The sequence below is a fragment of the Streptomyces sp. NPDC054975 genome, from assembly GCF_053609105.1.
The window spans coordinates 151,506-172,794 of sequence record NZ_JBSGWV010000009.1 but is presented as its reverse complement, the minus strand read 5'-3'; the positions used below and the strand labels follow the sequence as shown (position 1 = coordinate 172,794).

Below are 21,289 nucleotides of genomic sequence, written 5' to 3'. Positions count from 1 at the left end.
CATCGACATGGCTGAACCTGGTTCATCCGCACGAACGTCACCATCACCGTCCCGGAAGGGGGCCTCTCGCGTGAGTGTGCTCGACGAGATCATCGAAGGCGTACGCGCCGACCTCGCAGAGCGGCAGGCGCGGGTCTCCCTCGACGAGCTCAAGGAGCGCGCCGCCAAGGCGCCGCAGGCCAAGGACGGCGTCGCCGCACTGCGCGGCGAGGGCGTCACCGTGATCTGCGAGGTCAAGCGCTCCAGCCCGTCCAAGGGCGCACTCGCCGCGATCGCCGACCCGGCCGGTCTCGCCGCCGACTACGAAGCGGGCGGCGCCGCCGTCATCTCCGTGCTCACCGAGGAGCGCCGCTTCGGCGGTTCGCTCGCCGACCTGGAGGCCGTCCGCGCCCGGGTCGACATCCCCGTGCTGCGCAAGGACTTCATCGTCACGGCGTACCAGCTGTGGGAGGCCCGGGCCTACGGCGCCGACCTCGCGCTCCTGATCGTCGCCGCCCTCGAGCAGGAGGCCCTCGTCTCCCTCATCGAGCGCGCCGAGTCCATCGGCCTCACGCCGCTGGTCGAGGTCCACGACGAGGACGAGGTCGAGCGCGCCGTCGACGCGGGCGCCCGCATCATCGGCGTCAACGCGCGGAACCTCAAGACCCTCAAGGTCGACCGCTCCACCTTCGAGCGGGTCGCCCCGGAGATCCCGGCCGGCATCGTCAAGGTCGCCGAGTCCGGCGTCCGCGGGCCGCACGACCTCATCGCGTACGCCAACGCCGGCGCCGACGCGGTCCTGGTCGGCGAGTCCCTCGTGACCGGCCGCGACCCGAAGGCCGCCGTCGCCGACCTCGTCGCCGCCGGCGCCCACCCGGCCCTGCGCCACGGGCGGGGCTGACCGCCGCCATGACCTCGCACCGCGCCCCCACGCCGCCGCTCGCCCACACGGGCGTGTTCGGCGTGGCCGCGGTGACCCGCGCGATGCGCACCCGGCTCCGTACGGCCGCCGCGCCCGCGCACGCCCCGCTGGCCCGCGGCTGCCGCCCGCGCGGCTGCCGGGCACCCGCCCGACGGGTCCACGGCCGCCGTGTGCGGTACGTGATCGGCAGCGAGCCGGGCCAGGTCAACGGCATGCGATGGCGCGTGCGCCTCGCGCGCACTCCCGCGTCCAACGCCTAGCGCCTTCGCTTTGCGGGCCTGCCGCGTACGGGGCTCGCTACGCCCCATCCACCCGCGTGCAGGCACGCACCCGCACCCCCACTCCGTTGTGGGCATTCGTTCCGCCGGGGCGGAACGGGTGGGCACAACGGAACGGCGCCCTCGCGGGCGCGTTCCGCCCTCGTACCTGCCTCAACCCCTTGACGGGCCCCGCTTTCGTGGGCACCGGGCACAGGGAGCGGAGGCACCCGCAAGGGCGCCGTCCCGTGTGGCCACCCTCCCCCAAGCTCTCGGCTTCGCTCGAGCAGGGGGGACCCCATCGCCCTGCGGGACGATTGCCCACACGGGGGCGGGGTGGGGCGGCGCGGGCCGGGCGTAGTCCGCACAGGCGTCCGCCACGGCGTCACAGGCGTCCGACACGGCGTTGCCGCGCCGGAGGCGAGTGCGCGCATACCGTGACCATCACACCGCACGTCACCCGGGGCATCGCCCCGCGAGGAGCAGTCGCATGTCCAGCGAGTTCTTCCTTCCCGACCCCGAGGGTCAGGTCCCCACCGCCGAGGGCTACTTCGGCGCCTACGGCGGCAAGTTCATCCCGGAGGCGCTCGTCGCCGCCGTGGACGAGGTCGCCGTCGAGTACGACAAGGCCAAGTCCGACCCCGAGTTCGCGCGCGAGCTCAACGACCTGATGGTCCACTACACCGGCCGCCCGAGCGCCCTCACCGAGGTCCCCCGGTTCGCCGAACACGCGGGTGGCGCCCGGGTCTTCCTCAAGCGCGAGGACCTCAACCACACCGGCTCGCACAAGATCAACAACGTTCTCGGGCAGGCCCTGCTCACCAAGCGCATGGGCAAGACCCGGGTCATCGCCGAGACCGGCGCCGGCCAGCACGGTGTCGCCACCGCCACCGCCTGCGCCCTCTTCGGGCTCGAATGCACCATCTACATGGGCGAGATCGACACCCAGCGCCAGGCGCTGAACGTCGCCCGGATGCGCATCCTCGGCGCCGAGGTCATCCCGGTGAAGTCCGGCAGCCGCACCCTCAAGGACGCCATCAACGAGGCGTTCCGCGACTGGGTCGCCAACGTGGACCGTACGCACTACCTCTTCGGCACCGTCGCGGGCCCGCACCCCTTCCCCGCCATGGTCCGCGACTTCCACCGGGTCATCGGCGTCGAGGCCCGCCGCCAGATCCTGGAGCGCGCCGGCCGCCTGCCCGACGCGGCCGTCGCCTGCGTCGGCGGCGGATCCAACGCCATCGGCCTCTTCCACGCCTTCATCCCGGACTCCGACGTCCGCCTGATCGGCTGCGAGCCGGCCGGCCACGGCGTCGAGACCGGCGAGCACGCCGCCACCCTCACCGCCGGCGAGCCCGGCATCCTGCACGGCTCGCGGTCGTACGTCCTCCAGGACGACGAGGGCCAGATCACCGAGCCGTACTCCATCTCGGCCGGTCTGGACTACCCGGGCATCGGCCCCGAGCACGCGTACCTCAAGGACACCGGCCGCGGCGAGTACCGCGCCGTCACCGACGACGCGGCCATGCAGGCCCTGCGGCTGCTCTCCCGTACCGAGGGCATCATCCCGGCCATCGAGTCCGCGCACGCGCTCGCCGGGGCCCTGGCGATCGGCAAGGAGCTGGGCCCCGAGGGCCTGCTCGTCGTCAACCTCTCCGGGCGCGGCGACAAGGACATGGACACGGCCGCCCGTTACTTCGGCCTGTACGACACCGACGCGGCCCCCGTCGAGGCCGACGCCTCCGCCGAGGACGGCGCGGGCGAGATCCGGAGGGACACCAAGTGAGCGGCAACATCCAGCTCCTCAGCGACACCCTGGCCAAGGCCAAGGCGGAGAACCGCGCCGCGCTCATCGCCTACCTCCCGGCCGGATTCCCGACCGTGGACGGCGGCATCGCGGCGGTCAAGGCCGTCTTCGAGGGCGGCGCCGACATCGTCGAGGTCGGCCTCCCGCACAGCGACCCGGTCCTCGACGGCCCCGTCATCCAGACCGCCGACGACATCGCCCTGCGCGGCGGTGTCCGGATCGCCGACGTGATGCGGACGGTACGGGAGGCCTTCGAGGCCACCGGGAAGCCCGTCCTGGTCATGACGTACTGGAACCCCATCGACCGCTACGGCGTCGAGCGGTTCACCGAAGAGCTGGCCGCGGCCGGCGGCGCCGGCTGCATCCTGCCGGACCTGCCGGTCCAGGAGTCCGCCCAGTGGCGTGAGCACGCCGAGAAGCACGGTCTCGCGACCGTCTTCGTCGTCGCCCCCAGCAGCAAGGACGAGCGGCTCGCCACGATCACGGCCGCCGGCTCCGGCTTCGTCTACGCCGCCTCGCTCATGGGCGTCACCGGCACCCGCGAGTCCGTCGGCGCCGAGGCCGCCGACCTCGTCCGCCGCACCCGCGCCACCTCGGAGCTCCCGGTCTGCGTCGGGCTCGGCGTCTCCAACGCCGAGCAGGCCAAGGAGGTCGCGAGCTTCGCCGACGGCGTCATCGTCGGCTCCGCGTTCGTCAAGCGGATGCTCGACGCCGACGGCGAGGCCGCCGGACTCGCCGCCGTAAGGGAACTGGCGGGCGAACTCGCCGAGGGTGTCCGGCGAGTTTCGTAGCCCTTTCGGGTGGATCTGTCACCGGGGAGGCGCGGACGCGCCTCCCCGGTTCGTTGCTGAGGGCGTGAGCCAGAAGAACAGTGACGGTAACGGTAATCGGAGCGCGCGGGAGCGCCTCCAGCAGCAGCGCGAGCGCGAGAAGGCCAGGGAGAAGCAGCGGCGCGTCCTGATCGTGTCGGCCGCGGTCGTCGGCGTCCTCGGCCTGGCCGCGGTCGTCGGAGTGATCGCCGCCAACACCGGGGACAGCGGTGGCGGCTCGGACAAGGCAGGCCCGGTCGTCGCCCCGACGGGCGCGATCGAGGGCGACAAGCCCTCCATCCCCACCGGGAAGTCGGACGCCCCGTCGACCCTCCAGATCTGGGAGGACTTCCGCTGCCCCGCGTGCGCCTCCTTCGAGAACGCCTTCCGGGACACCATCCACGAGCTCGAGGCCTCCGGCGCCCTGAAGTCCGAGTACCACCTCGCCACCCTCATCGACCGGAACATGGGCGGCAAGGGCTCGCTGCGCGCGGCGAACGCGGCGGCGTGCGCGCAGGACGCCGGAAAGTTCACGGCGTACCACGACGTTCTGTACATGAACCAGCCGCCGGAGCCGGACGACGCCTTCGGGAACAACGCCAAGCTGATCGAGCTCGCGGCGAAGGTGCCCGGGCTCGACACGCCGGCCTTCCGCAGCTGTGTAGAGGACGGCACGCACGACAGCTGGGTCGGGAAGTCGAACGAGGCCTTCCAGAAGGGCGACTTCCAGGGCACCCCGTCGGTGCTCCTGAACGGAGAATCGATCTTCCCGCAGAAGGGGAGCGAGCAGATCTCCCCGGAGAACCTGAAGAAGTGGGTCGCCGAGGCCAACAAGGGCAAGAAGCCGGGCACGGCCTCGCCGTCGGCGGGCTGACTTTCGGCCGCCCGAGGGGCTTAGTTACGCAGACGTTGCCGGGTGGGCTGCCGTGACGCCCGCCCGGCAAGGTAGCGTCGGTTCTGCCATGGACCTTGCCTACATTCCCAGCCCGTCGAGCGGCGTCCTCCACCTCGGACCCGTTCCGCTGCGCGCCTACGCCTTCTGCATCATCATCGGTGTCTTCGTCGCCGTCTGGTACGGCAACAAGCGCTGGATCGCCCGGGGCGGCAAAGCCGGCACCGTGGCCGACATCGCCGTCTGGGCCGTGCCCTTCGGCCTCATCGGCGGCCGGCTCTACCACGTCATCACCGACTACCAGCTGTACTTCAGCGAGGGTGAGAACTGGGTCGACGCCTTCAAGATCTGGGAGGGCGGCCTCGGCATCTGGGGCGCCATCGCGCTCGGCGCGGTCGGCGCCTGGATCGGCTGCCGCCGACGCGGCATCCCGCTCCCCGCGTACGCGGACGCCATCGCGCCCGGCATCGCCTTCGCCCAGGCCATCGGCCGCTGGGGCAACTGGTTCAACCAGGAGCTGTACGGCAAGGAGACCGACCTCCCCTGGGGCCTGGAGATCTCCGCCGGAGCCAACCGCGAGGCGGGTATCTACCACCCGACCTTCCTGTACGAGTCGCTGTGGTGCATCGGCGTCGCGCTCCTGGTCATCTGGGCCGACCGCCGCTTCAAGCTCGGCCACGGGCGGGCCTTCGCGCTGTACGTCGCCGCGTACTGCACGGGCCGGGCGTGGATCGAGTACATGCGGGTCGACGAGGCGCACCACGTGCTGGGCCTCCGGCTGAACGTCTGGACCGCGATCGTCGTCTTCCTCCTGGCCGTCACGTACATCGTGATCTCGTCCCGGGTCCGTCCGGGGCGCGAGGCGATCGTGGAGCCGGAGCGCGGCAAGCCGGTCGGCGACGGGAAGGGGTCGGCCGAGGCCGGGTCCGGGGCCGACGACGAGGCCGACGCCGCCTCGGAGACCGAGGACGAGGACGGTACCGCTCGGCGCGAGGCCTCCGAGGACGCGCCCGCGGACCTGCCCGCGAACGGCGCGGAGTCGGCCGCGAAGGGCTGACCAGGGCCTTCAGTACTCCAGCACAGGGCCGCCGGGACCGAAGGGTTCCGGCGGCCCTGTGGCGTTCCGGAGGTCAGGAGGTCCTGGCGGTCAGGAGGCGCGCGCCGCCAGCGTGAGGACGCGGCGGGCGCCCTCGACGACCGCCGCGTCGACGAAGCGGCCGTCCGGGAGGGCCAGGGCGCCCTCCTCCGTCTCGGCGGCCTTCACGACCTCCTCGGCCGCCGCGACCTCGTCGGGGGTGGGGAGGTAGACCTGCTCGATCACCGGGAGCTGGCGGGGGTGGATCGCCGCCCGGCCCAGGAAGCCCAGGGTGCGGCCCCGCACGCAGCTCGCCGCCAGGGAGTCCAGGTCGCGGATGTCGGGGTGGACCGACTGGGCCGGTGGGGGCAGGGCCGCCGCGCGGGCGGCGACGACCAGGCGGCCGCGCGACCAGTCGAGGCCGCTGTCCTCGCGCACCCCGAGGTCGGCGCGGAGGTCCGCCTCGCCGAGGGCGATGCCGTGGACGGCGGGATGGGCGGTGGCGATGGCGTACGCACGCTCGACGGCGAGGGCGTTCTCGAGGAGCGGGTAGAGCGGGATCCGGTCGGGGGCGTCGGTGGTGGCGGTGAACTCGGCGATCCGGTGGATGTCAGTGGCGTGTGTCACCTTGGGAACACGAAGACCGCGGAGGCCGGGGAGGGGGGCCAGGGTGACGATGTCGCGTGGGGTGTGGATGCGGACATGGATCGGTACGGGGTGGGGATCGGAGAGCAGATCGGCCGTGGCGGCGAGCGCGTACGCCTTGCGCTCCGGGGCCACCGCGTCCTCCAGATCGACGATCACCACGTCCGCGCCGGAGACCAGGGCCTTCTGGACGACGGCGGGGCGGTCGCCCGGGGCGTACAGCCAGGTGAGGGGCAGGGGCGTGGTCCTCATACGGCCCCCTGTTCTCGTAGGGCGCCGATCTCTGCGGGCGTGAGGCCGACTTCGGCGAGGACCTCGGCCGTGTCCGCGCCGTGCGGGCGGCCGGCCCAGCGGATCGCACCGGGTGTCTCGGAGAGCCGGAAGAGGACGTTCTGCATCCGGATCGGCCCCAGTTCGGGGTCCGGGACCTCGGTCACGGTGTTCAGGGCGCGGTACTGCGGGTCGGTCATCACGTCCTGGATGTCGTAGACGGGCGCGATCGCCGCCTCGGCCTTCTCGAAGGCGGCCATCGCCTCGTCCCGGGTGTGGCGGGCGATCCAGGAGCCGACCGCCTCGTCGAGGACGTCCGCGTGGGCGGCCCGGCCGGCGCCGTCGGCGAACCAGGGCTCGTCGATGAGCTCGGGGCGGCCGACCAGGCGCAGGACACGTTCGGCGATCGACTGGGCCGAGGTGGAGACCGCGACCCAGGAACCGTCGGCCGTGCGGTACGTGTTGCGCGGGGCGTTGTTGCGGGAGCGGTTTCCGGTGCGGGGCTGGACGTAGCCGAGCTGGTCGTACCAGAGGGGGTGGGGGCCGATGACGGAGAGCATCGGTTCGATGATGGCCATGTCGACGACCTGGCCGTGGCCGGTCGTGGTCCTGGCGGTGAGCGCGGTCATCACCGCGTACGCCGTGGCCAGGGCGGCGATCGAGTCGGCCAGACCGAACGGGGGAAGGGTGGGTGGGCCGTCGGGTTCGCCGGTGATGGCGGCGAAGCCGCTCATCGCCTCGGCCAGGGTGCCGAAGCCGGGCCGGTGGGAGTACGGGCCGAACTGGCCGAAGCCGGTGACCCGGGTCAGGACCAGCCGGGGATTGACGGTGGAGAGTTCCTCCCAGCCCAGACCCCAGCGCTCCAGGGTGCCGGGGCGGAAGTTCTCCACGATCACGTCGGCGTCGGCGGCCATCCGCAGGAGGGTGTCCCGGCCGCCGGGGGTGGAGAGGTCGAGGGTGACCGTCCGCTTGTTGCGGCCGAGGACCTTCCACCACAGACCGACGCCGTCCTTGGCCGGGCCGTGGCCGCGGGACGGGTCGGGCTTACGAGGGTGCTCGACCTTGATCACGTCGGCGCCGAAGTCGCCGAGCATCATCGCGGCGAGCGGTCCGGCGAAGAGAGTGGCGAGATCGAGGACGCGCAGCCCGTGGAGGGGAGGGAGCGCGGTCGGTTCCTTGGCGGGCGTCATACGGCGTCGACCTCCTGGCCGGAGTGGGGGGCGTGGGCCGAGTCGATCTCGGAGCGGTACGGCATCGAGGACGAGGCGCCCGCGCGCTGCACGGAGAGCGCGGCGGCGGTCGAGGCCCAGGCCATCGCCTCGCGGACCGGGCGGCCCTCGCCGAGGGCGACGGCGAGCGCGCCGACGAACGTGTCGCCGGCGGCGGTGGTGTCGACGGCTCGGACGTGCGGGGCGGGGACCGTGAACGGCTCGCGGTCGCGGGCGGCGTAGAGGCAGCCGGCGGCGCCGAGGGTGACGACCACCTCGGGCACGTGGGCGAGGAGGGCGGTGGCGGCCGACCGGGGGTCGGCGATGCCGGTGAGCGCGGCGGCCTCGTGCTCGTTGGGGACCAGGAGGTCGATGGCGGCGAGGAGTTCGGGGGGAAGCTGCTGGGCCGGGGCGGGGGTGAGGACGGTACGGACGCCGAGCCGGCGGGCGGTGGCGGCGCCCTCGATGACGACGGGGAGGGGGAGTTCGAGCTGGAGGAGCAGCGCGTCGGCGGTGGCGATCAGGGCCTCGTCGCCGTGGTCGAGGGAGATGACGGTGCCGTTGGCGCCGGGGACGACGACGATCGCGTTGCCGCCCTCGTCGTCGACGACGATGTGCGCCGTGCCGGAGGGGCCTTCGACGGTGCGGAGCAGGTCGGTGTCGACGCCGGCGGTGTCGAGGGCGGCGTGGAGGCGCTGGCCGAAGTCGTCGGTGCCGACCGCGCCGATCATCGAGACGTCGGCGCCGGCGCGGGCGGCGGCGACGGCCTGGTTGGCGCCCTTGCCGCCGGGGATCGTACGGAACTCCCGTCCGGTGACGGTCTCTCCGCGTGCGGGGGCCCGGGACACGAAGGCGACGAGGTCCATGTTGGTGCTGCCGAGCACCACGATGCTGGTCATGGGCGTACTGCCTCCAGATACGTCAGTTCGGCGAGGGTGTCGAAGCCGATGCCGTCGAAGGACGGGATCGAGGTGGCGAGGCGGTTCTTGAGGGGGGAGGTCCAGCGCTCGGGCAGCCGGTCGGGGTGACCGGCGAGAAGACCGGCGACGGAACCGGCGGTGGCGCCGTTGGAGTCGGTGTCCCAGCCGCCGGAGACCGCCGCGCAGATGGTGCGGGAGAAGTCGCCGTCGCCGTGGGTGAGGGCGGCGGCCAGGAGGGCGGCGTTGGGGACGGCATGGACCCAGTGATACCCGCCGAGGGTGGCGTGGAGCCGGTCCACGACGGTGTCGAAGTCGGGGGTGTCGCGGGCCGCTTCGACGCCGAGGCGGACGGCGGCGGCGAGCCGGGAGCGGGGCGGGACGACGGAGAGCCCGGCGGCGAGGGCCTGGTGGACGTCGGCGGTGCCGGTGGCGGCGGTGGCGATCGTCGCGGCGACGAACTGGGCGCCGTAGAGGCCGTTGGCGGTGTGGGTGAGCGCGGCGTCCCGGTACGCCTGCTCGGCGGCGGCCGCGGGGTCGCCGGGGCAGGTCCAGCCGTGGACGTCGGCACGGATCAGGGCGCCGATCCACTCGCGGAAGGGGTTGCGGTGGGAGGCGGTCAGCGGGGGTTCGATGCCGTCGAGGAGGTTGCGGTAGGCGATGCGTTCGGCGGTGAAGGTGCGGCCGGCGGGGAGTTCGTCGAGCCAGAGGCGGGCGACGTCGGCGGTCGTGAAGTCGCGGCCGTACCGCTGGAGGAGGAGCAGGTTGAGAAGGGGGTAGTTGAGGTCGTCGTCCTCGGGCATCCCGTCGATGTTCTCGGCGAGGGAGGTGGCGGCGGAGCGACGGTTCCAGGGGTGGGCGGCGAGGAGGTCCGGGGGCACGCCCTTCTCGGTGAACCAGGTCGTGAGGGGCCAGTTGCCCGCGGCGCGGGCGAGTTGGCGGATCGCGGGCAGGGGCAACTTCTCGACGGGCTTCCCGAGAAGGCACCCCGCGGCCCGCCCGAGCCAGGCGGCATGCAGCCGGTCGCGGAGCGCCTGTTCGGCCCGCGGCGCTTCCTGTGCGCGGGGGGCGGGGGCGTGGGGGTGCGGGGCTTCGTGGGGGGAGGCTCCTGGCTGGAGGGTGGGCAGGGCTGCCAGTTCGGTCAGGAGGGCTTCGGCCAGCGGGCGCAGCTCCGGGCGGGGGGTGGGGGAGGCGCCGGCCGCCAGCGGGGCCGGGGGCCCGCCCGCCGCGTGCCAGCGGGCGGCCAGGGCGCGGGCGTCGCGGCCGTCCTCCGCCGCCTGGCGGAGTTCGTGGCCGACGAGGTCCTCCGGCTGCACCCAGGTGACGCGCAGGTTCATCGCAGGGCCGCGTTCGTCAGGGCCGCGTACGCCGACTCGTGGGCCCGGCGGCGGGCCGTGTCGCGGGCGAAGACCTCGTGCGCGACCGCCGACAGCGCCCGCGCCGGAGCGTGCAGGTCCAGGCGGCTCGCCTCCGCGACCTGCTTCGCCCAGGCGGAGGGGATCGCCGACTCGCCCGCGAGCGCCCCCACGATCGCGCCCGCCATCGTCGCGATCGAGTCGCAGTCACGGCCGTAGTTGACCGCGCCCAGGACCGTACGCCGGTAGTCGCCCGCGCCAACGAGCAGCATGCCCAGCGCGATCGGGAGCTCCTCGATCGCGTGGAGGCGCGACGGGCGGCGCGCGCCCAGGCCCGGTGCCCGGTAGTCCGCGCCCACGGTGTCGTACGGCTCCACCGCCGTGCGGAGCGGGATCAGGGCCGACTCGAAGTCACGGTGCTCCGACGCCACTTCGACGACCGCCTCGATCGCCGCCCGCGTACCGTCCTTCGCCAGGCCGAGAGCCGCCTCCACGACCGACTCCGGCGTCGCCCCCGGCGCGCACGCCGCCGACACCGCCGCCGCGAACACCCCCGCCGCCTCCCGGCCGTAGGACGACTGGTGGGGCGCTGCGACGTCGAGCGCCTCGGCGTACGCCGCCTCCGGATTCGCCGCGTTCACCAGACCCACCGGCGCCATGTACATCGCCGCACCGCAGTTGACGATGTTCCCGCTGCCCGCCTCGCGCGGGTCGACGTGCCCGTAGTGGAGGCGTGCCACGAGCCACTTCTCCGCCAGGAAGATCCGCTGGAGCGGGAGAGCCTCCGCCTCGAGCTCCGGGATCCAGACCGCGGTGGAGATCAGGTCGGGGACGAGGTGCTCCGCCACCGCGTACGCGTCGAGGTGGTCGCGGACCTTCTCGTACACCCTGATCAGCGCGTGGGTCATCAAGGTGTCGTCGGTGACGTGCCCGTCGCCCTTGTGGTACGGCGCGATGGGGCGGGCCGTGCGCCACGCGTCGCCGTTCCAGGGGCCGACGATGCCGCTGACGCGGCCGCCGTGGCGTTCCAGGATCTGGTCGGGGGTGTAGCCCTCCACCGGGCCGCCGAGGGCGTCGCCCACAGCGGCGCCGATCAGGCTGCCGGTGATTCGGTCATCGAGGGATGGTGTGGGGGTCATGTCGGAATTGTCCACCCCTGGCGGTCGGTTCCGTGGCTGCGAGGAGCCCGGCGAGTTCGACCAGATCGGTGCCCGCGAGGCGGGGGAGCGCGCAGCCGGCGAGCGTGCGGCAGGCGTCCCGCCAGGTCGCGGGGAGGGAGCCGGCGCCGCCGAGCGCGCCGGTGAGCGCGCCCGCGAGCGCCGGTGCGGAGTCGGCGACCCGCGAGAGGCAGGCGGCGGCGGGTACCGCCCCCGATGCCTCGCCGCGCGCGGCGAGCGTCAGGGCGAGGGCGACGGGGAGCGTTTCGGCGGCGGCGATGCCGTAGCTGTAGACGTGGTCGACGATCTGGTGCTCCAGGAGGGGAACGAGTTCGAAGGCGCTCGTCGCGTCCTGGGCCATCTTGACGGCCTGGGCCGCGTTGCGGCCGATCTCGGTGGTGGGCGGGAGTTGGGCGAGCGCGGCTTCCACGGCCTCGTCGACGGGCGCGCCGCCGAGGGCCGCGGCGACGGCGGCGGCCATCGCGCGGGCGCCGTGGACGCCGTCGCCGTCCTGGGTGTACCGGGCGTCGAACTCGGCGAGTTCGGCGGCGGCGGCCGGGTCGCCGGGGTGGACGATCGCCAGGACGGCGGCCCGTACGCAGGCGGCGTCGTCGAAGTAGTGCGGGTTGTCATGGCCGGTGGCAGGCGGGCGGAGGCCGGTGGCGAGATTGCCGAGTCCGGCGCGTACGGAGATCCGCGCGCGGAGGGGGAGCACGGCGGACTCGACCTCCGGGGCGCGGTCCGAGGCGGCGGCGACCTGGCTCGCGAGGGAGTTCCAGGAGAGGTCGACGGCGGCACGGAGGCGGCGCTCCGGGGGCAGGGTCGCGAAGAGGGGGCCCGTGGCGGCGAGGACCGCCTCGGCGGTGAAGACCGCCCATTCGGCGTCGTCGGAGGGGCCGAGGCGGAGGGGTTCGGGGGGCTGGTTGAGGGCGATGGGGACGGGGAGGGTGGTGGTGGCGTTCTGCTCGGCGAAGGTGTCCAGTTCGCGGGTGAGGCGGCGGGTCCACTCGGGCATGCGGGCGGCTCGGTGCCGGGCGGCCGGCCAGCCCGCGGCGTCGCCTGCGGCGAGGCCTAGGAGGAGGCCGGCGATCTTGGCGAGGGCGGGGCGCGGGGCGTGCACGGGGGCCCCGTTCACGGCACCGCTCCCGTGCGCGGCCCCTAGGCCCTCGTGCGCGCCGTCCTTGTCCGGGGCGCCCGGTCTCGTGGGCTGTGCCCACCCTCCCCCAGAGCTCCGCCTGGGGGTACCCCCACCTCGCTCCGCTCGCCCTGCGGAACGATTGCCCACAGCCGTGGTGGCGGTAGCGGGGGAGGGGGCGGAACGATTGGCCCCTACAGCGGTGGGGGCCGAACCCTTGGCCGCCGTTGAGCCGTACGTGGTGTGGGTCGGGTCCGTCGTGGTCATGTGGTGTCCTCCTCGTCCGTCGTCAGCAGGTCCGCGATGTCCAGGACGTGGTAGCCGCGCATCGACGGGAGGCAGCTGCCCGTCACCGGGGCGATGGCCGTCGCCCACTCCTCCGGGATCGCCGCGACGCCCGAGGCCGCGCCCGCGAGGGCGCCTGCCACCGCGGCCGTGGTGTCGGCGTCGCGGCCCATGTTGACCGCGGTCAGGACCGCCGTACGGAAGTCTCCGCGCGCCGCCGCGAAGGCGCCGAAGGCGAGGCCCACCGCCTCCGGGGCCAGGTCCGTCCACGGGTAGCCGCCGATCACGACCGCTGAGCGGACCGTGCGCTCCCGGGTCAGGGCGTCGGGCTGGATCCGCTGCGCCGCCACCACCGCGCGGCGCATCGAGCGGGCCGTCCACGAGTCCATCGGGACCACCGACAGAGCCGCCGCGATGACCGAGGTCACCGACGCGCCGGCCATCGCCGCCGCGACGCCCGCCGCGACCGCCTGGCCGCCGTAGATGCCCTCGCCGTCGTGGCTGACGGTGCCGTCGATGGCGACGAGCCGGGCCGCCTCCGACGGGCGGCCCGCCGCGAAGACCCCGAACGGCGCCGCCCGCATCGCCAGGCCGTCCGACCACGCGTGCCGGTGCTGGGCGGAGATCGGGGCAGCGAGGCCCCGGCGGAGGTTCTCCAGGGTGCCCCGCTCGCTGAAGCCCGCGCCCCGGAACGGCCCCTCGTCCAGGTCGGCGATCCAGTGGTGCCAGGCCCGTTCGACGTGCTGGACCGTCAGCGCCGAGCCGTGCCGGGCGAGCAGCAGCCCGGAGAAGATCGCGTACTCCGTGTCGTCCGTGCCGGCCGGACTGTCCGTCACGAAGCCCTCGATCCGACCCCATCGGCGGCGGATCTCCGACGGGCGCATGTTCTCCGCGGGCGCTCCGAGCGCGTCGCCGACGGCCAGGCCGAGGAGCGCTCCCCTCGCGCGCTCGCGCGTAGCGCAGGCGATCGTTCCCGTCTCGCTCTCCATCTCGCACCCCTTTCGCGGTTCCTGGATCTGTGCCACGAAGAGGAAGCGATGACGTCGAAGAAACGTCTCTGTCACCCGGCTGACACCCCGTCGGAAGAGCTGGGGGATGGCTCCGGAAGGGCAGGTCAGCCTTACTAAGTACGGCCTGCCTTGCTGGCGGGCCCCTTACATCGCGCGTATTTTCGAGGGTGTTGGGGGCGGCGGGTGCGACCCGGCCCGCCGGAGAAAACAGGGGAGAAGCATGTCCATCATCGAAGCGCACGCACCACTGCACGAGGCCCACCGCGACAACCACACGCATCGCGATGTGAACGGCGGCTGGCTTCGCCCCGCGGTCTTCGGCGCCATGGACGGACTGGTCTCCAACCTCGCCCTGATGACCGGTGTCGCGGGCGGCGCCGTCTCGCAGCAGACCATCGTCATCACCGGCCTCGCCGGACTCGCGGCGGGCGCCTTCTCCATGGCGGCCGGCGAGTACATATCCGTCGCCTCGCAGCGCGAACTCGTCCAGGCGGAACTGGACGTCGAGCGCCGCCAGTTGCGCAAGCACCCGGTCGACGAGATGGAGGAGCTCGCCGCGCTGTACGTGTCGCGGGGCGTCGAGCCGGCGCTCGCCCGCGAGGTCGCCATGCAACTCTCCCGCGACCCCGAGCAGGCGCTGGAGATCCACGCCCGCGAGGAGCTGGGCATCGACCCCGACGACCTGCCGTCGCCGGTGACCGCCGCCGTGTCGTCCTTCGGCTCGTTCGCGCTCGGCGCGCTGCTGCCCGTGCTGCCGTATCTGCTCGGCGCGAGCGCCCTGTGGCCGGCCGTGCTGCTCGCGCTCGTCGGGCTCTTCGCCTGCGGCGCACTGGTGGCCCGGGTGACCGCCCGCAGCTGGTGGTTCAGCGGCCTGCGACAGCTCGTCCTGGGTGGAGCCGCCGCCGCGGTCACGTACGGACTCGGCATGCTGTTCGGCGCCGCGCTCTGACCTGCGCCCCCGGCCTGGAAGGTCCCCGTCCTGCGGCGGGGGCCTTCTGCGTGCATGCTTGCTGTGACGTATATCCCCCGGGCCATCCCCTGGGCGGATCGGCCACCCGATGAGACACTATGCACAGCGCGACATATGTAGCCGTTACTCGGCGGTTTCAAAGGCTTGACCACCGGGCATGAGGCGTAAGCGCCGCGGGCAATGAGGCTCGCTCCGCTCTCCGCTCTCCATGGGTCGTCACGACCCTTGAGAGTCGTCCCCGGATCCACCCTGAGAGACACCCCGAGAAACGCCGGTTCACGCGTGAACCACCATCACCGCTCCGTGTCAGCGGTGTCCGCATGTTGGAATGCGCTATCCACTTCGCGAGAAGCCAGCCATCATGTAACCTGCACGAAATTTCGCGGAGGGCCAACGTCGTCCCTCGGCAGTTGCATATGCCACGACGACGACGGGAGAGCCGATGCGTTCCGACGCCTGGTCGCCCATGGACGGTCGCCCCGCTCCGCAGGGGATGTACGACCCCCGTAACGAACACGACGCCTGTGGTGTCGGGTTCGTGGCCACCCTGACCGGTGTTGCCAGCCACGCGCTGGTCGAGCAGGCGCTGACCGTACTGCGCAATCTGGAGCACCGCGGCGCCACCGGCTCCGAGCCCGACTCCGGAGACGGCGCCGGCATCCTGCTCCAGGTCCCGGACGCCTTCCTGCGCGAGGTCACCGACTTCGACCTCCCCGCCGCCGGCGCCTACGCCGTCGGTATCGCCTTCCTCCCTGCCGACGGCTCCGCACAGGCCGTCTCGCAGATCGAGACGATCGCGTCCGAGGAGGGTCTGAACGTCCTCGGCTGGCGCGAGGTCCCCGTCGCCCCCGAGCTGCTGGGCGCCTCCGCCCGCGCCACCATGCCCGTCTTCCGCCAGCTCTTCGTGGCGGACGGCAGCAGCGAGGGCATCGCCCTCGACCGCAAGGCGTTCGTGCTGCGCAAGCGCGCCGAGCGCGAGGCCGGGACGTACTTCCCGTCGCTCTCCGCCCGCACCATCGTCTACAAGGGCATGCTGACCACCGGCCAGCTGGAGCCCTTCTTCCCGGACCTCTCCGACCGCCGCTGCGCCACCGCCGTGGCCCTGGTCCACTCCCGGTTCTCCACCAACACCTTCCCGAGCTGGCCGCTGGCCCACCCGTACCGCTTCGTCGCGCACAACGGCGAGATCAACACGGTCAAGGGCAACCGCAACTGGATGGTGGCCCGCGAGTCCCAGCTCGTCTCCGACCTCTTCGGCGAGAGCACGGACGGCAAGGGCCTGGAGCGGATCTTCCCGATCTGCACCCCGGACGCCTCCGACTCCGCCTCCTTCGACGAGGTGCTGGAGCTGCTCCACCTCGGCGGCCGTTCGCTGCCGCACTCGGTCCTGATGATGGTCCCCGAGGCGTGGGAGAACCACGACTCCATGGACCCGGCCCGGCGCGCCTTCTACCAGTACCACTCCACGATGATGGAGCCCTGGGACGGCCCCGCCTGCGTCACCTTCACCGACGGCGTCCAGGTCGGCGCGGTCCTCGACCGCAACGGTCTGCGCCCCGGCCGCTACTGGGTCACCGACGAGGGCCTCGTCGTCCTCTCCTCCGAGGTCGGCGTCCTCGACATCGACCCCGCCAAGGTCGTCCGCAAGGGCCGCCTCCAGCCCGGCAAGATGTTCCTCGTCGACACCGCCGAGCACCGGATCGTCGAGGACGACGAGATCAAGGCCGGCCTGGCCGCCGAGCACCCGTACGCCGAGTGGCTGGAGACCGGGGAGATCGAGCTCTCCGACCTCCCCGAGCGCGAGCACATCGTGCACACCCACGCCTCGGTCACCCGCCGCCAGCAGACCTTCGGCTACACCGAGGAAGAGCTCCGCGTCATCCTCGCTCCGATGGCCCGCACCGGCGGCGAGCCGCTCGGCTCCATGGGTACGGACTCGCCGATCGCGGCCCTGTCCGAGCGCCCCCGGCTGCTCTTCGACTACTTCACCCAGCTCTTCGCGCAGGTCACCAACCCTCCGCTGGACGCCATCCGCGAGGAGCTCGTCACCTCGCTGCACTCCTCGCTGGGCCCGCAGGGCAACCTGCTCGAGCCGACCGCCGCGTCGTGCCGGAGCGTCACCCTGCCCTTCCCGGTGATCGACAACGACGAGCTGGCCAAGCTCATCCACATCAACGCCGACGGCGACATGCCCGGCATGAAGGCCGCGACCCTCTCCGGCCTGTACCGGGTCTCCGGCGGTGGCGACGCGCTCGCCGCCCGCATCGAGGAGATCTGCGCCGAGGCCGACGCGGCGATCGAGGGCGGCGCCCACCTGCTCGTCCTCTCCGACCGGCACTCCGACGCCGAGCACGCGCCGATCCCGTCGCTGCTGCTCACCGCGGCCGTCCACCACCACCTCATCCGTACCAAGCAGCGCACCCAGGTGGGCCTGCTGGTCGAGGCCGGCGACGTCCGCGAGGTCCACCACGTGGCCCTCCTCATCGGCTACGGCGCCGCCGCCGTCAACCCGTACCTGGCGATGGAGACCGTCGAGGACCTGGTCCGCGCCGGCACCTTCATCGAGGGCCTGGAGCCCGAGCAGGCCATCCGCAACCTGATCTACGCGCTCGGCAAGGGCGTCCTGAAGGTCATGTCCAAGATGGGCATCTCGACCGTCGCCTCCTACCGCGGCGCGCAGGTCTTCGAGGCCGTCGGCCTCGACACGGCCTTCGTCGAGAAGTACTTCAACGGCACCGCCACCAAGATCGGCGGCGCCGGTCTCGACGTCGTCGCCAAGGAGGTCGCCGCCCGCCACGCCAAGGCGTACCCGGCCTCCGGCGTCCCCTCCGCGCACCGCGCGCTCGACATAGGTGGCGAGTACCAGTGGCGCCGCGAGGGCGAGCCGCACCTGTTCGACCCGGAGACCGTCTTCCGCCTGCAGCACGCCACGCGCACCAAGCGGTACGACATCTTCAAGAAGTACACGGACCGGGTGAACGAGCAGTCCGAGCGCCTGATGACGCTCCGTGGCCTGTTCGGCTTCACCTCGGACCGTCCCTCGATCCCGATCGACGAGGTCGAGCCGGTCTCCGAGATCGTCAAGCGGTTCTCGACCGGCGCCATGTCGTACGGCTCCATCTCCCGCGAGGCGCACGAGACCCTCGCCATCGCCATGAACCAGCTGGGCGGCAAGTCCAACACCGGTGAGGGCGGCGAGGACCCCGACCGCCTCTACGACCCGGCGCGCCGGTCGAGCATCAAGCAGGTCGCATCCGGCCGCTTCGGTGTCACGTCCGAGTACCTGGTCAACGCGGACGACATCCAGATCAAGATGGCGCAGGGTGCCAAGCCCGGCGAGGGCGGCCAGCTGCCCGGCCACAAGGTCTACCCGTGGGTCGCCAAGACCCGGCACTCCACCCCGGGTGTCGGTCTGATCTCCCCGCCGCCGCACCACGACATCTACTCCATCGAGGACCTGGCTCAGCTGATCCACGACCTCAAGAACGCCAACCCGGCCGCGCGTATCCACGTGAAGCTGGTGTCGGAGGTCGGTGTCGGCACGGTCGCCGCCGGTGTCTCCAAGGCGCACGCGGACGTCGTCCTGATCTCCGGCCACGACGGTGGTACGGGCGCCTCGCCGCTCACCTCGCTGAAGCACGCGGGCGGCCCCTGGGAGCTCGGCCTCGCCGAGACCCAGCAGACGCTGCTGCTCAACGGCCTGCGCGACCGGATCGTCGTCCAGACCGACGGCCAGCTCAAGACCGGCCGTGACGTCCTCATCGCCGCGCTGCTCGGCGCCGAGGAGTTCGGTTTCGCGACCGCGCCGCTCGTCGTCTCCGGTTGCGTCATGATGCGCGTCTGCCACCTGGACACCTGCCCGGTCGGCATCGCCACCCAGAACCCGGTGCTGCGCGACCGCTTCTCCGGCAAGGCCGAGTTCGTCGTCAACTTCTTCGAGTTCATCGCCGAGGAGGTCCGCGAGCTCCTCGCCGAGCTGGGCTTCCGTACGCTCGAAGAGGCCGTCGGCCACGCCGAACTCCTCGACACCAGCCGGGCCGTCACCCACTGGAAGGCGCAGGGCCTCGACCTGGCCCCGCTCTTCCACGTGCCCGAGCTGCCCGAGGGCGCGGTCCGCCACGCCCTGATCGAGCAGGACCACGGCCTGGAGAAGGCCCTCGACAACGAGCTGATCGAGCTCGCCGCCGAGGCGCTGGGCGCGGCGACGGCCGAGGAGGCCCAGCCGGTCCGGGCCCAGGTCGCGATCCGCAACATCAACCGGACGGTCGGCACCATGCTCGGCCACGAGGTGACGAAGAAGTTCGGCGGCGCGGGTCTGCCGGCCGACACCATCGACATCACCTTCACCGGCTCCGCGGGCCAGTCGTTCGGCGCGTTCCTGCCGGCCGGTGTCACGCTCCGCCTGGAGGGCGACGCCAACGACTACGTCGGCAAGGGCCTCTCCGGCGGCCGGATCGTCGTCCGCCCGGACCGTGGCGCCGACCACCTGGCCGAGTACTCGACCATCGCCGGCAACACGATCGCGTACGGCGCGACCGGCGGCGAGCTGTTCCTGCGCGGCCGCACCGGCGAGCGCTTCTGCGTCCGCAACTCCGGCGCGTTGGTCGTCTCGGAGGGCGTGGGCGACCACGGCTGCGAGTACATGACCGGCGGCAGCGCCGTCGTCCTCGGCGAGACGGGTCGCAACTTCGCGGCCGGTATGTCGGGCGGCGTCGCGTACGTCGTCGACCTCGACCGGGACAACGTCAACTCCGGGAACCTGTCCGCCGTCGAGGCCCTGACGGACTCCGACAAGCAGTGGCTGCACGATGTCGTGCGCCGCCACCACGAGGAGACCGGCTCGACGGTCGCGGAGAAGCTCCTTGCCGACTGGGCCACGAACGTGGACCGTTTCAGCAAGATCATCCCGACCACGTACAAGGCAGTGCTCGCCGCCAAGGACGCCGCTGAGCTCGCCGGTCTCTCCGAGGCCGAGACCACCGAGAAGATGATGGAGGCGGCGACCAATGGCTGACCCCAAGGGCTTCCTGACCACCGGGCGCGAAGTCGCCAAGACCCGTCCGGTGGGCGAGCGCGTCAAGGACTTCAACGAGGTCTACGTCCCCGGCTCCCTGCTGCCGATCATCAGCAAGCAGGCCGGCCGCTGCATGGACTGCGGCATCCCGTTCTGCCACAACGGCTGCCCGCTCGGGAACCTGATCCCCGAGTGGAACGACTACGCCTACCGCGAGGACTGGGCGCAGGCCTCCGAGCGGCTGCACGCCACGAACAACTTCCCGGAGTTCACCGGCCGTCTGTGCCCGGCTCCGTGCGAGGCGGCGTGCGTGCTCGGCATCAACCAGCCGGCCGTGACCATCAAGAACGTCGAAGTCTCCATCATCGACAAGGCGTGGGACGCGAACGACGTCAAGCCGCAGGCGCCCGAGCGCCTGTCCGGCAAGACCGTCGCCGTCATCGGCTCCGGCCCGGCGGGTCTCGCCGCCGCCCAGCAGCTGACCCGGGCGGGCCACACGGTCGCCGTCTTCGAGCGGGCCGACCGGATCGGCGGACTGCTCCGCTACGGCATCCCCGAGTTCAAGATGGAGAAGCGGCACATCAACCGCCGCATCGAGCAGATGCGCGCGGAGGGCACCAAGTTCCGTACGGGTGTGGAGATCGGCCGCGACATCACCGCGACGGATCTGCGCAAGCGGTACGACGCCGTCGTCATCGCGGCGGGCGCCACGACCGCGCGTGACCTGCCCGTCCCGGGCCGGGAGCTGTCCGGCATCCACCAGGCGATGGAGTACCTGCCGCTCGCCAACAAGGTCGTCGAGGGCGACTTCGTGGCCGCGCCGATCACCGCCGAGGGCAAGCACGTCGTCGTCATCGGCGGTGGCGACACCGGCGCCGACTGCGTGGGCACCGCCCACCGCCAGGGCGCGGCCTCGGTCACGCAGCTGGAGATCATGCCGCGTCCGGGCGAGGAGCGGGCGGCCGGCCAGCCGTGGCCGACGTTCCCGATGCTGTACAAGGTCACCTCGGCGCACGAGGAGGGCGGCGAGCGGGTCTACTCCGTCTCCACCACCCACTTCGAGGGTGATGAGGACGGCAACGTCCAGTTCCTGCACCTGGTCGAGGTGGAGTTCGTCGAGGGCAAGCTGACGCAGAAGCCCGGCACCGAGCGGAAGATCCCGGCGCAGCTGGTCACGCTCGCGATGGGCTTCACGGGCACGGACGTGGAGAACGGTCTGGTCGCCCAGTTTGGTCTAGACCTCGACGAGCGAGGTAACATCGCTCGCGACGCGGACTTCGCCACCAACGTGGATGGTGTGTTCGTGGCCGGTGACGCGGGCCGCGGTCAGTCGCTGATCGTCTGGGCGATCGCCGAGGGCCGCTCGGCGGCCCGCGGAGTCGACCGCTTCCTGACGGGCGCGAGCGACCTCCCGGCCCCGATCCGCCCGACGGACCGAGCCCTGACGGTCTGACCGTCCCGTCCCCACGACGTCCCGTACAACGACGTACGGAACTGAGCGCGGCGCCCCCCGAATGTCCCCGACCGGACGACTGGGAGGGCGCCGCGGCGCGTTCTCCTTGCGGGGCGGTCGGGTCGGGGG

The 21,289-nt window shown here is 72.5% G+C and carries 16 protein-coding genes; 9 read left to right on the top strand and 7 right to left on the bottom strand.

What is annotated here, in order from left to right:
* Positions 1 to 70: 70 nt before the first annotated feature.
* From trpC to lgt, 6 genes are all read left to right on the top strand, one after another.
* The gene (gene trpC, locus ACWF79_RS12810; protein WP_361432948.1) at positions 71 to 880 is read left to right on the top strand and encodes an indole-3-glycerol phosphate synthase TrpC; all 810 of its coding nucleotides are present in this window, start codon (positions 71 to 73) and stop codon (positions 878 to 880) included.
* A gap of 83 nt (positions 881 to 963) precedes the next feature.
* Positions 964 to 1,161 (top strand): tryptophan biosynthesis modulator TrpM, encoded by a 198-nt coding sequence (gene trpM / locus ACWF79_RS12805; protein ID WP_453728112.1) that lies wholly within the window; start codon positions 964 to 966, stop codon positions 1,159 to 1,161.
* Between the two features lie 487 nt (positions 1,162 to 1,648).
* Positions 1,649 to 2,944, top strand: a complete 1,296-nt coding sequence (trpB, locus tag ACWF79_RS12800) for a tryptophan synthase subunit beta (protein ID WP_453728096.1) — start codon at positions 1,649 to 1,651, stop codon at positions 2,942 to 2,944.
* On the top strand, positions 2,941 to 3,756 hold the full coding sequence (trpA, locus tag ACWF79_RS12795) for a tryptophan synthase subunit alpha (RefSeq protein WP_453728095.1): 816 nt from the start codon (positions 2,941 to 2,943) through the stop codon (positions 3,754 to 3,756). The genes trpB and trpA overlap by 4 nt, the downstream gene beginning before the upstream one ends.
* A 64-nt stretch (positions 3,757 to 3,820) precedes the next feature.
* Positions 3,821 to 4,648 carry a DsbA family protein gene (locus ACWF79_RS12790; protein WP_453728094.1) on the top strand — a complete coding sequence of 276 codons (828 nt, stop codon included), beginning with the start codon at positions 3,821 to 3,823 and terminating at the stop codon, positions 4,646 to 4,648.
* 88 nt (positions 4,649 to 4,736) lie between these two features.
* Positions 4,737 to 5,723: a prolipoprotein diacylglyceryl transferase gene (gene lgt, locus ACWF79_RS12785; RefSeq protein ID WP_453728093.1), complete on the top strand. Its 987-nt coding sequence runs from the start codon at positions 4,737 to 4,739 to the stop codon at positions 5,721 to 5,723.
* Positions 5,724 to 5,813: 90 nt separating this feature from the next.
* On the opposite strand, the gene ACWF79_RS12780 is transcribed toward lgt, so the two are convergent.
* From ACWF79_RS12780 to ACWF79_RS12750, 7 genes are read right to left on the bottom strand one after another with little or no spacing between them, the layout of a single operon-like run.
* Complete coding sequence (locus tag ACWF79_RS12780) at positions 5,814 to 6,638, bottom strand: HpcH/HpaI aldolase/citrate lyase family protein (RefSeq protein ID WP_453728092.1); 825 nt, start codon at positions 6,636 to 6,638, stop codon at positions 5,814 to 5,816.
* Positions 6,635 to 7,846, bottom strand: a complete 1,212-nt coding sequence (locus ACWF79_RS12775) for a CaiB/BaiF CoA transferase family protein (RefSeq protein WP_453728091.1) — start codon at positions 7,844 to 7,846, stop codon at positions 6,635 to 6,637. The genes ACWF79_RS12780 and ACWF79_RS12775 overlap by 4 nt, the downstream gene beginning before the upstream one ends.
* Entirely contained in the window at positions 7,843 to 8,763 is a 921-nt protein-coding gene (gene rbsK / locus ACWF79_RS12770) for a ribokinase (protein ID WP_453728090.1), read from the bottom strand. Before rbsK ends, ACWF79_RS12775 begins: the two co-directional genes overlap by 4 nt.
* Complete coding sequence (locus ACWF79_RS12765) at positions 8,760 to 10,118, bottom strand: ADP-ribosylglycohydrolase family protein (protein WP_453728089.1); 1,359 nt, start codon at positions 10,116 to 10,118, stop codon at positions 8,760 to 8,762. Before ACWF79_RS12765 ends, rbsK begins: the two co-directional genes overlap by 4 nt.
* On the bottom strand, positions 10,115 to 11,275 hold the full coding sequence (locus tag ACWF79_RS12760; RefSeq protein ID WP_453728088.1) for an ADP-ribosylglycohydrolase family protein: 1,161 nt from the start codon (positions 11,273 to 11,275) through the stop codon (positions 10,115 to 10,117). Before ACWF79_RS12760 ends, ACWF79_RS12765 begins: the two co-directional genes overlap by 4 nt.
* Entirely contained in the window at positions 11,250 to 12,695 is a 1,446-nt protein-coding gene (locus tag ACWF79_RS12755; RefSeq protein ID WP_453728087.1) for an ADP-ribosylglycohydrolase family protein, read from the bottom strand. The genes ACWF79_RS12760 and ACWF79_RS12755 overlap by 26 nt, the downstream gene beginning before the upstream one ends.
* Complete coding sequence (locus ACWF79_RS12750; RefSeq protein WP_453728086.1) at positions 12,692 to 13,702, bottom strand: ADP-ribosylglycohydrolase family protein; 1,011 nt, start codon at positions 13,700 to 13,702, stop codon at positions 12,692 to 12,694. The genes ACWF79_RS12755 and ACWF79_RS12750 overlap by 4 nt, the downstream gene beginning before the upstream one ends.
* A gap of 241 nt (positions 13,703 to 13,943) precedes the next feature.
* On the opposite strand from ACWF79_RS12750, the gene ACWF79_RS12745 reads away from it, so the two are divergent.
* From ACWF79_RS12745 to ACWF79_RS12735, 3 genes are all read left to right on the top strand, one after another.
* Positions 13,944 to 14,672: a VIT1/CCC1 transporter family protein gene (locus ACWF79_RS12745; protein ID WP_453728085.1), complete on the top strand. Its 729-nt coding sequence runs from the start codon at positions 13,944 to 13,946 to the stop codon at positions 14,670 to 14,672.
* 463 nt (positions 14,673 to 15,135) lie between these two features.
* Positions 15,136 to 19,707: a glutamate synthase large subunit gene (gene gltB, locus ACWF79_RS12740; protein ID WP_453728084.1), complete on the top strand. Its 4,572-nt coding sequence runs from the start codon at positions 15,136 to 15,138 to the stop codon at positions 19,705 to 19,707.
* Positions 19,700 to 21,160: a glutamate synthase subunit beta gene (locus ACWF79_RS12735; RefSeq protein WP_453728083.1), complete on the top strand. Its 1,461-nt coding sequence runs from the start codon at positions 19,700 to 19,702 to the stop codon at positions 21,158 to 21,160. Before gltB ends, ACWF79_RS12735 begins: the two co-directional genes overlap by 8 nt.
* Positions 21,161 to 21,289 lie beyond the last annotated feature (129 nt).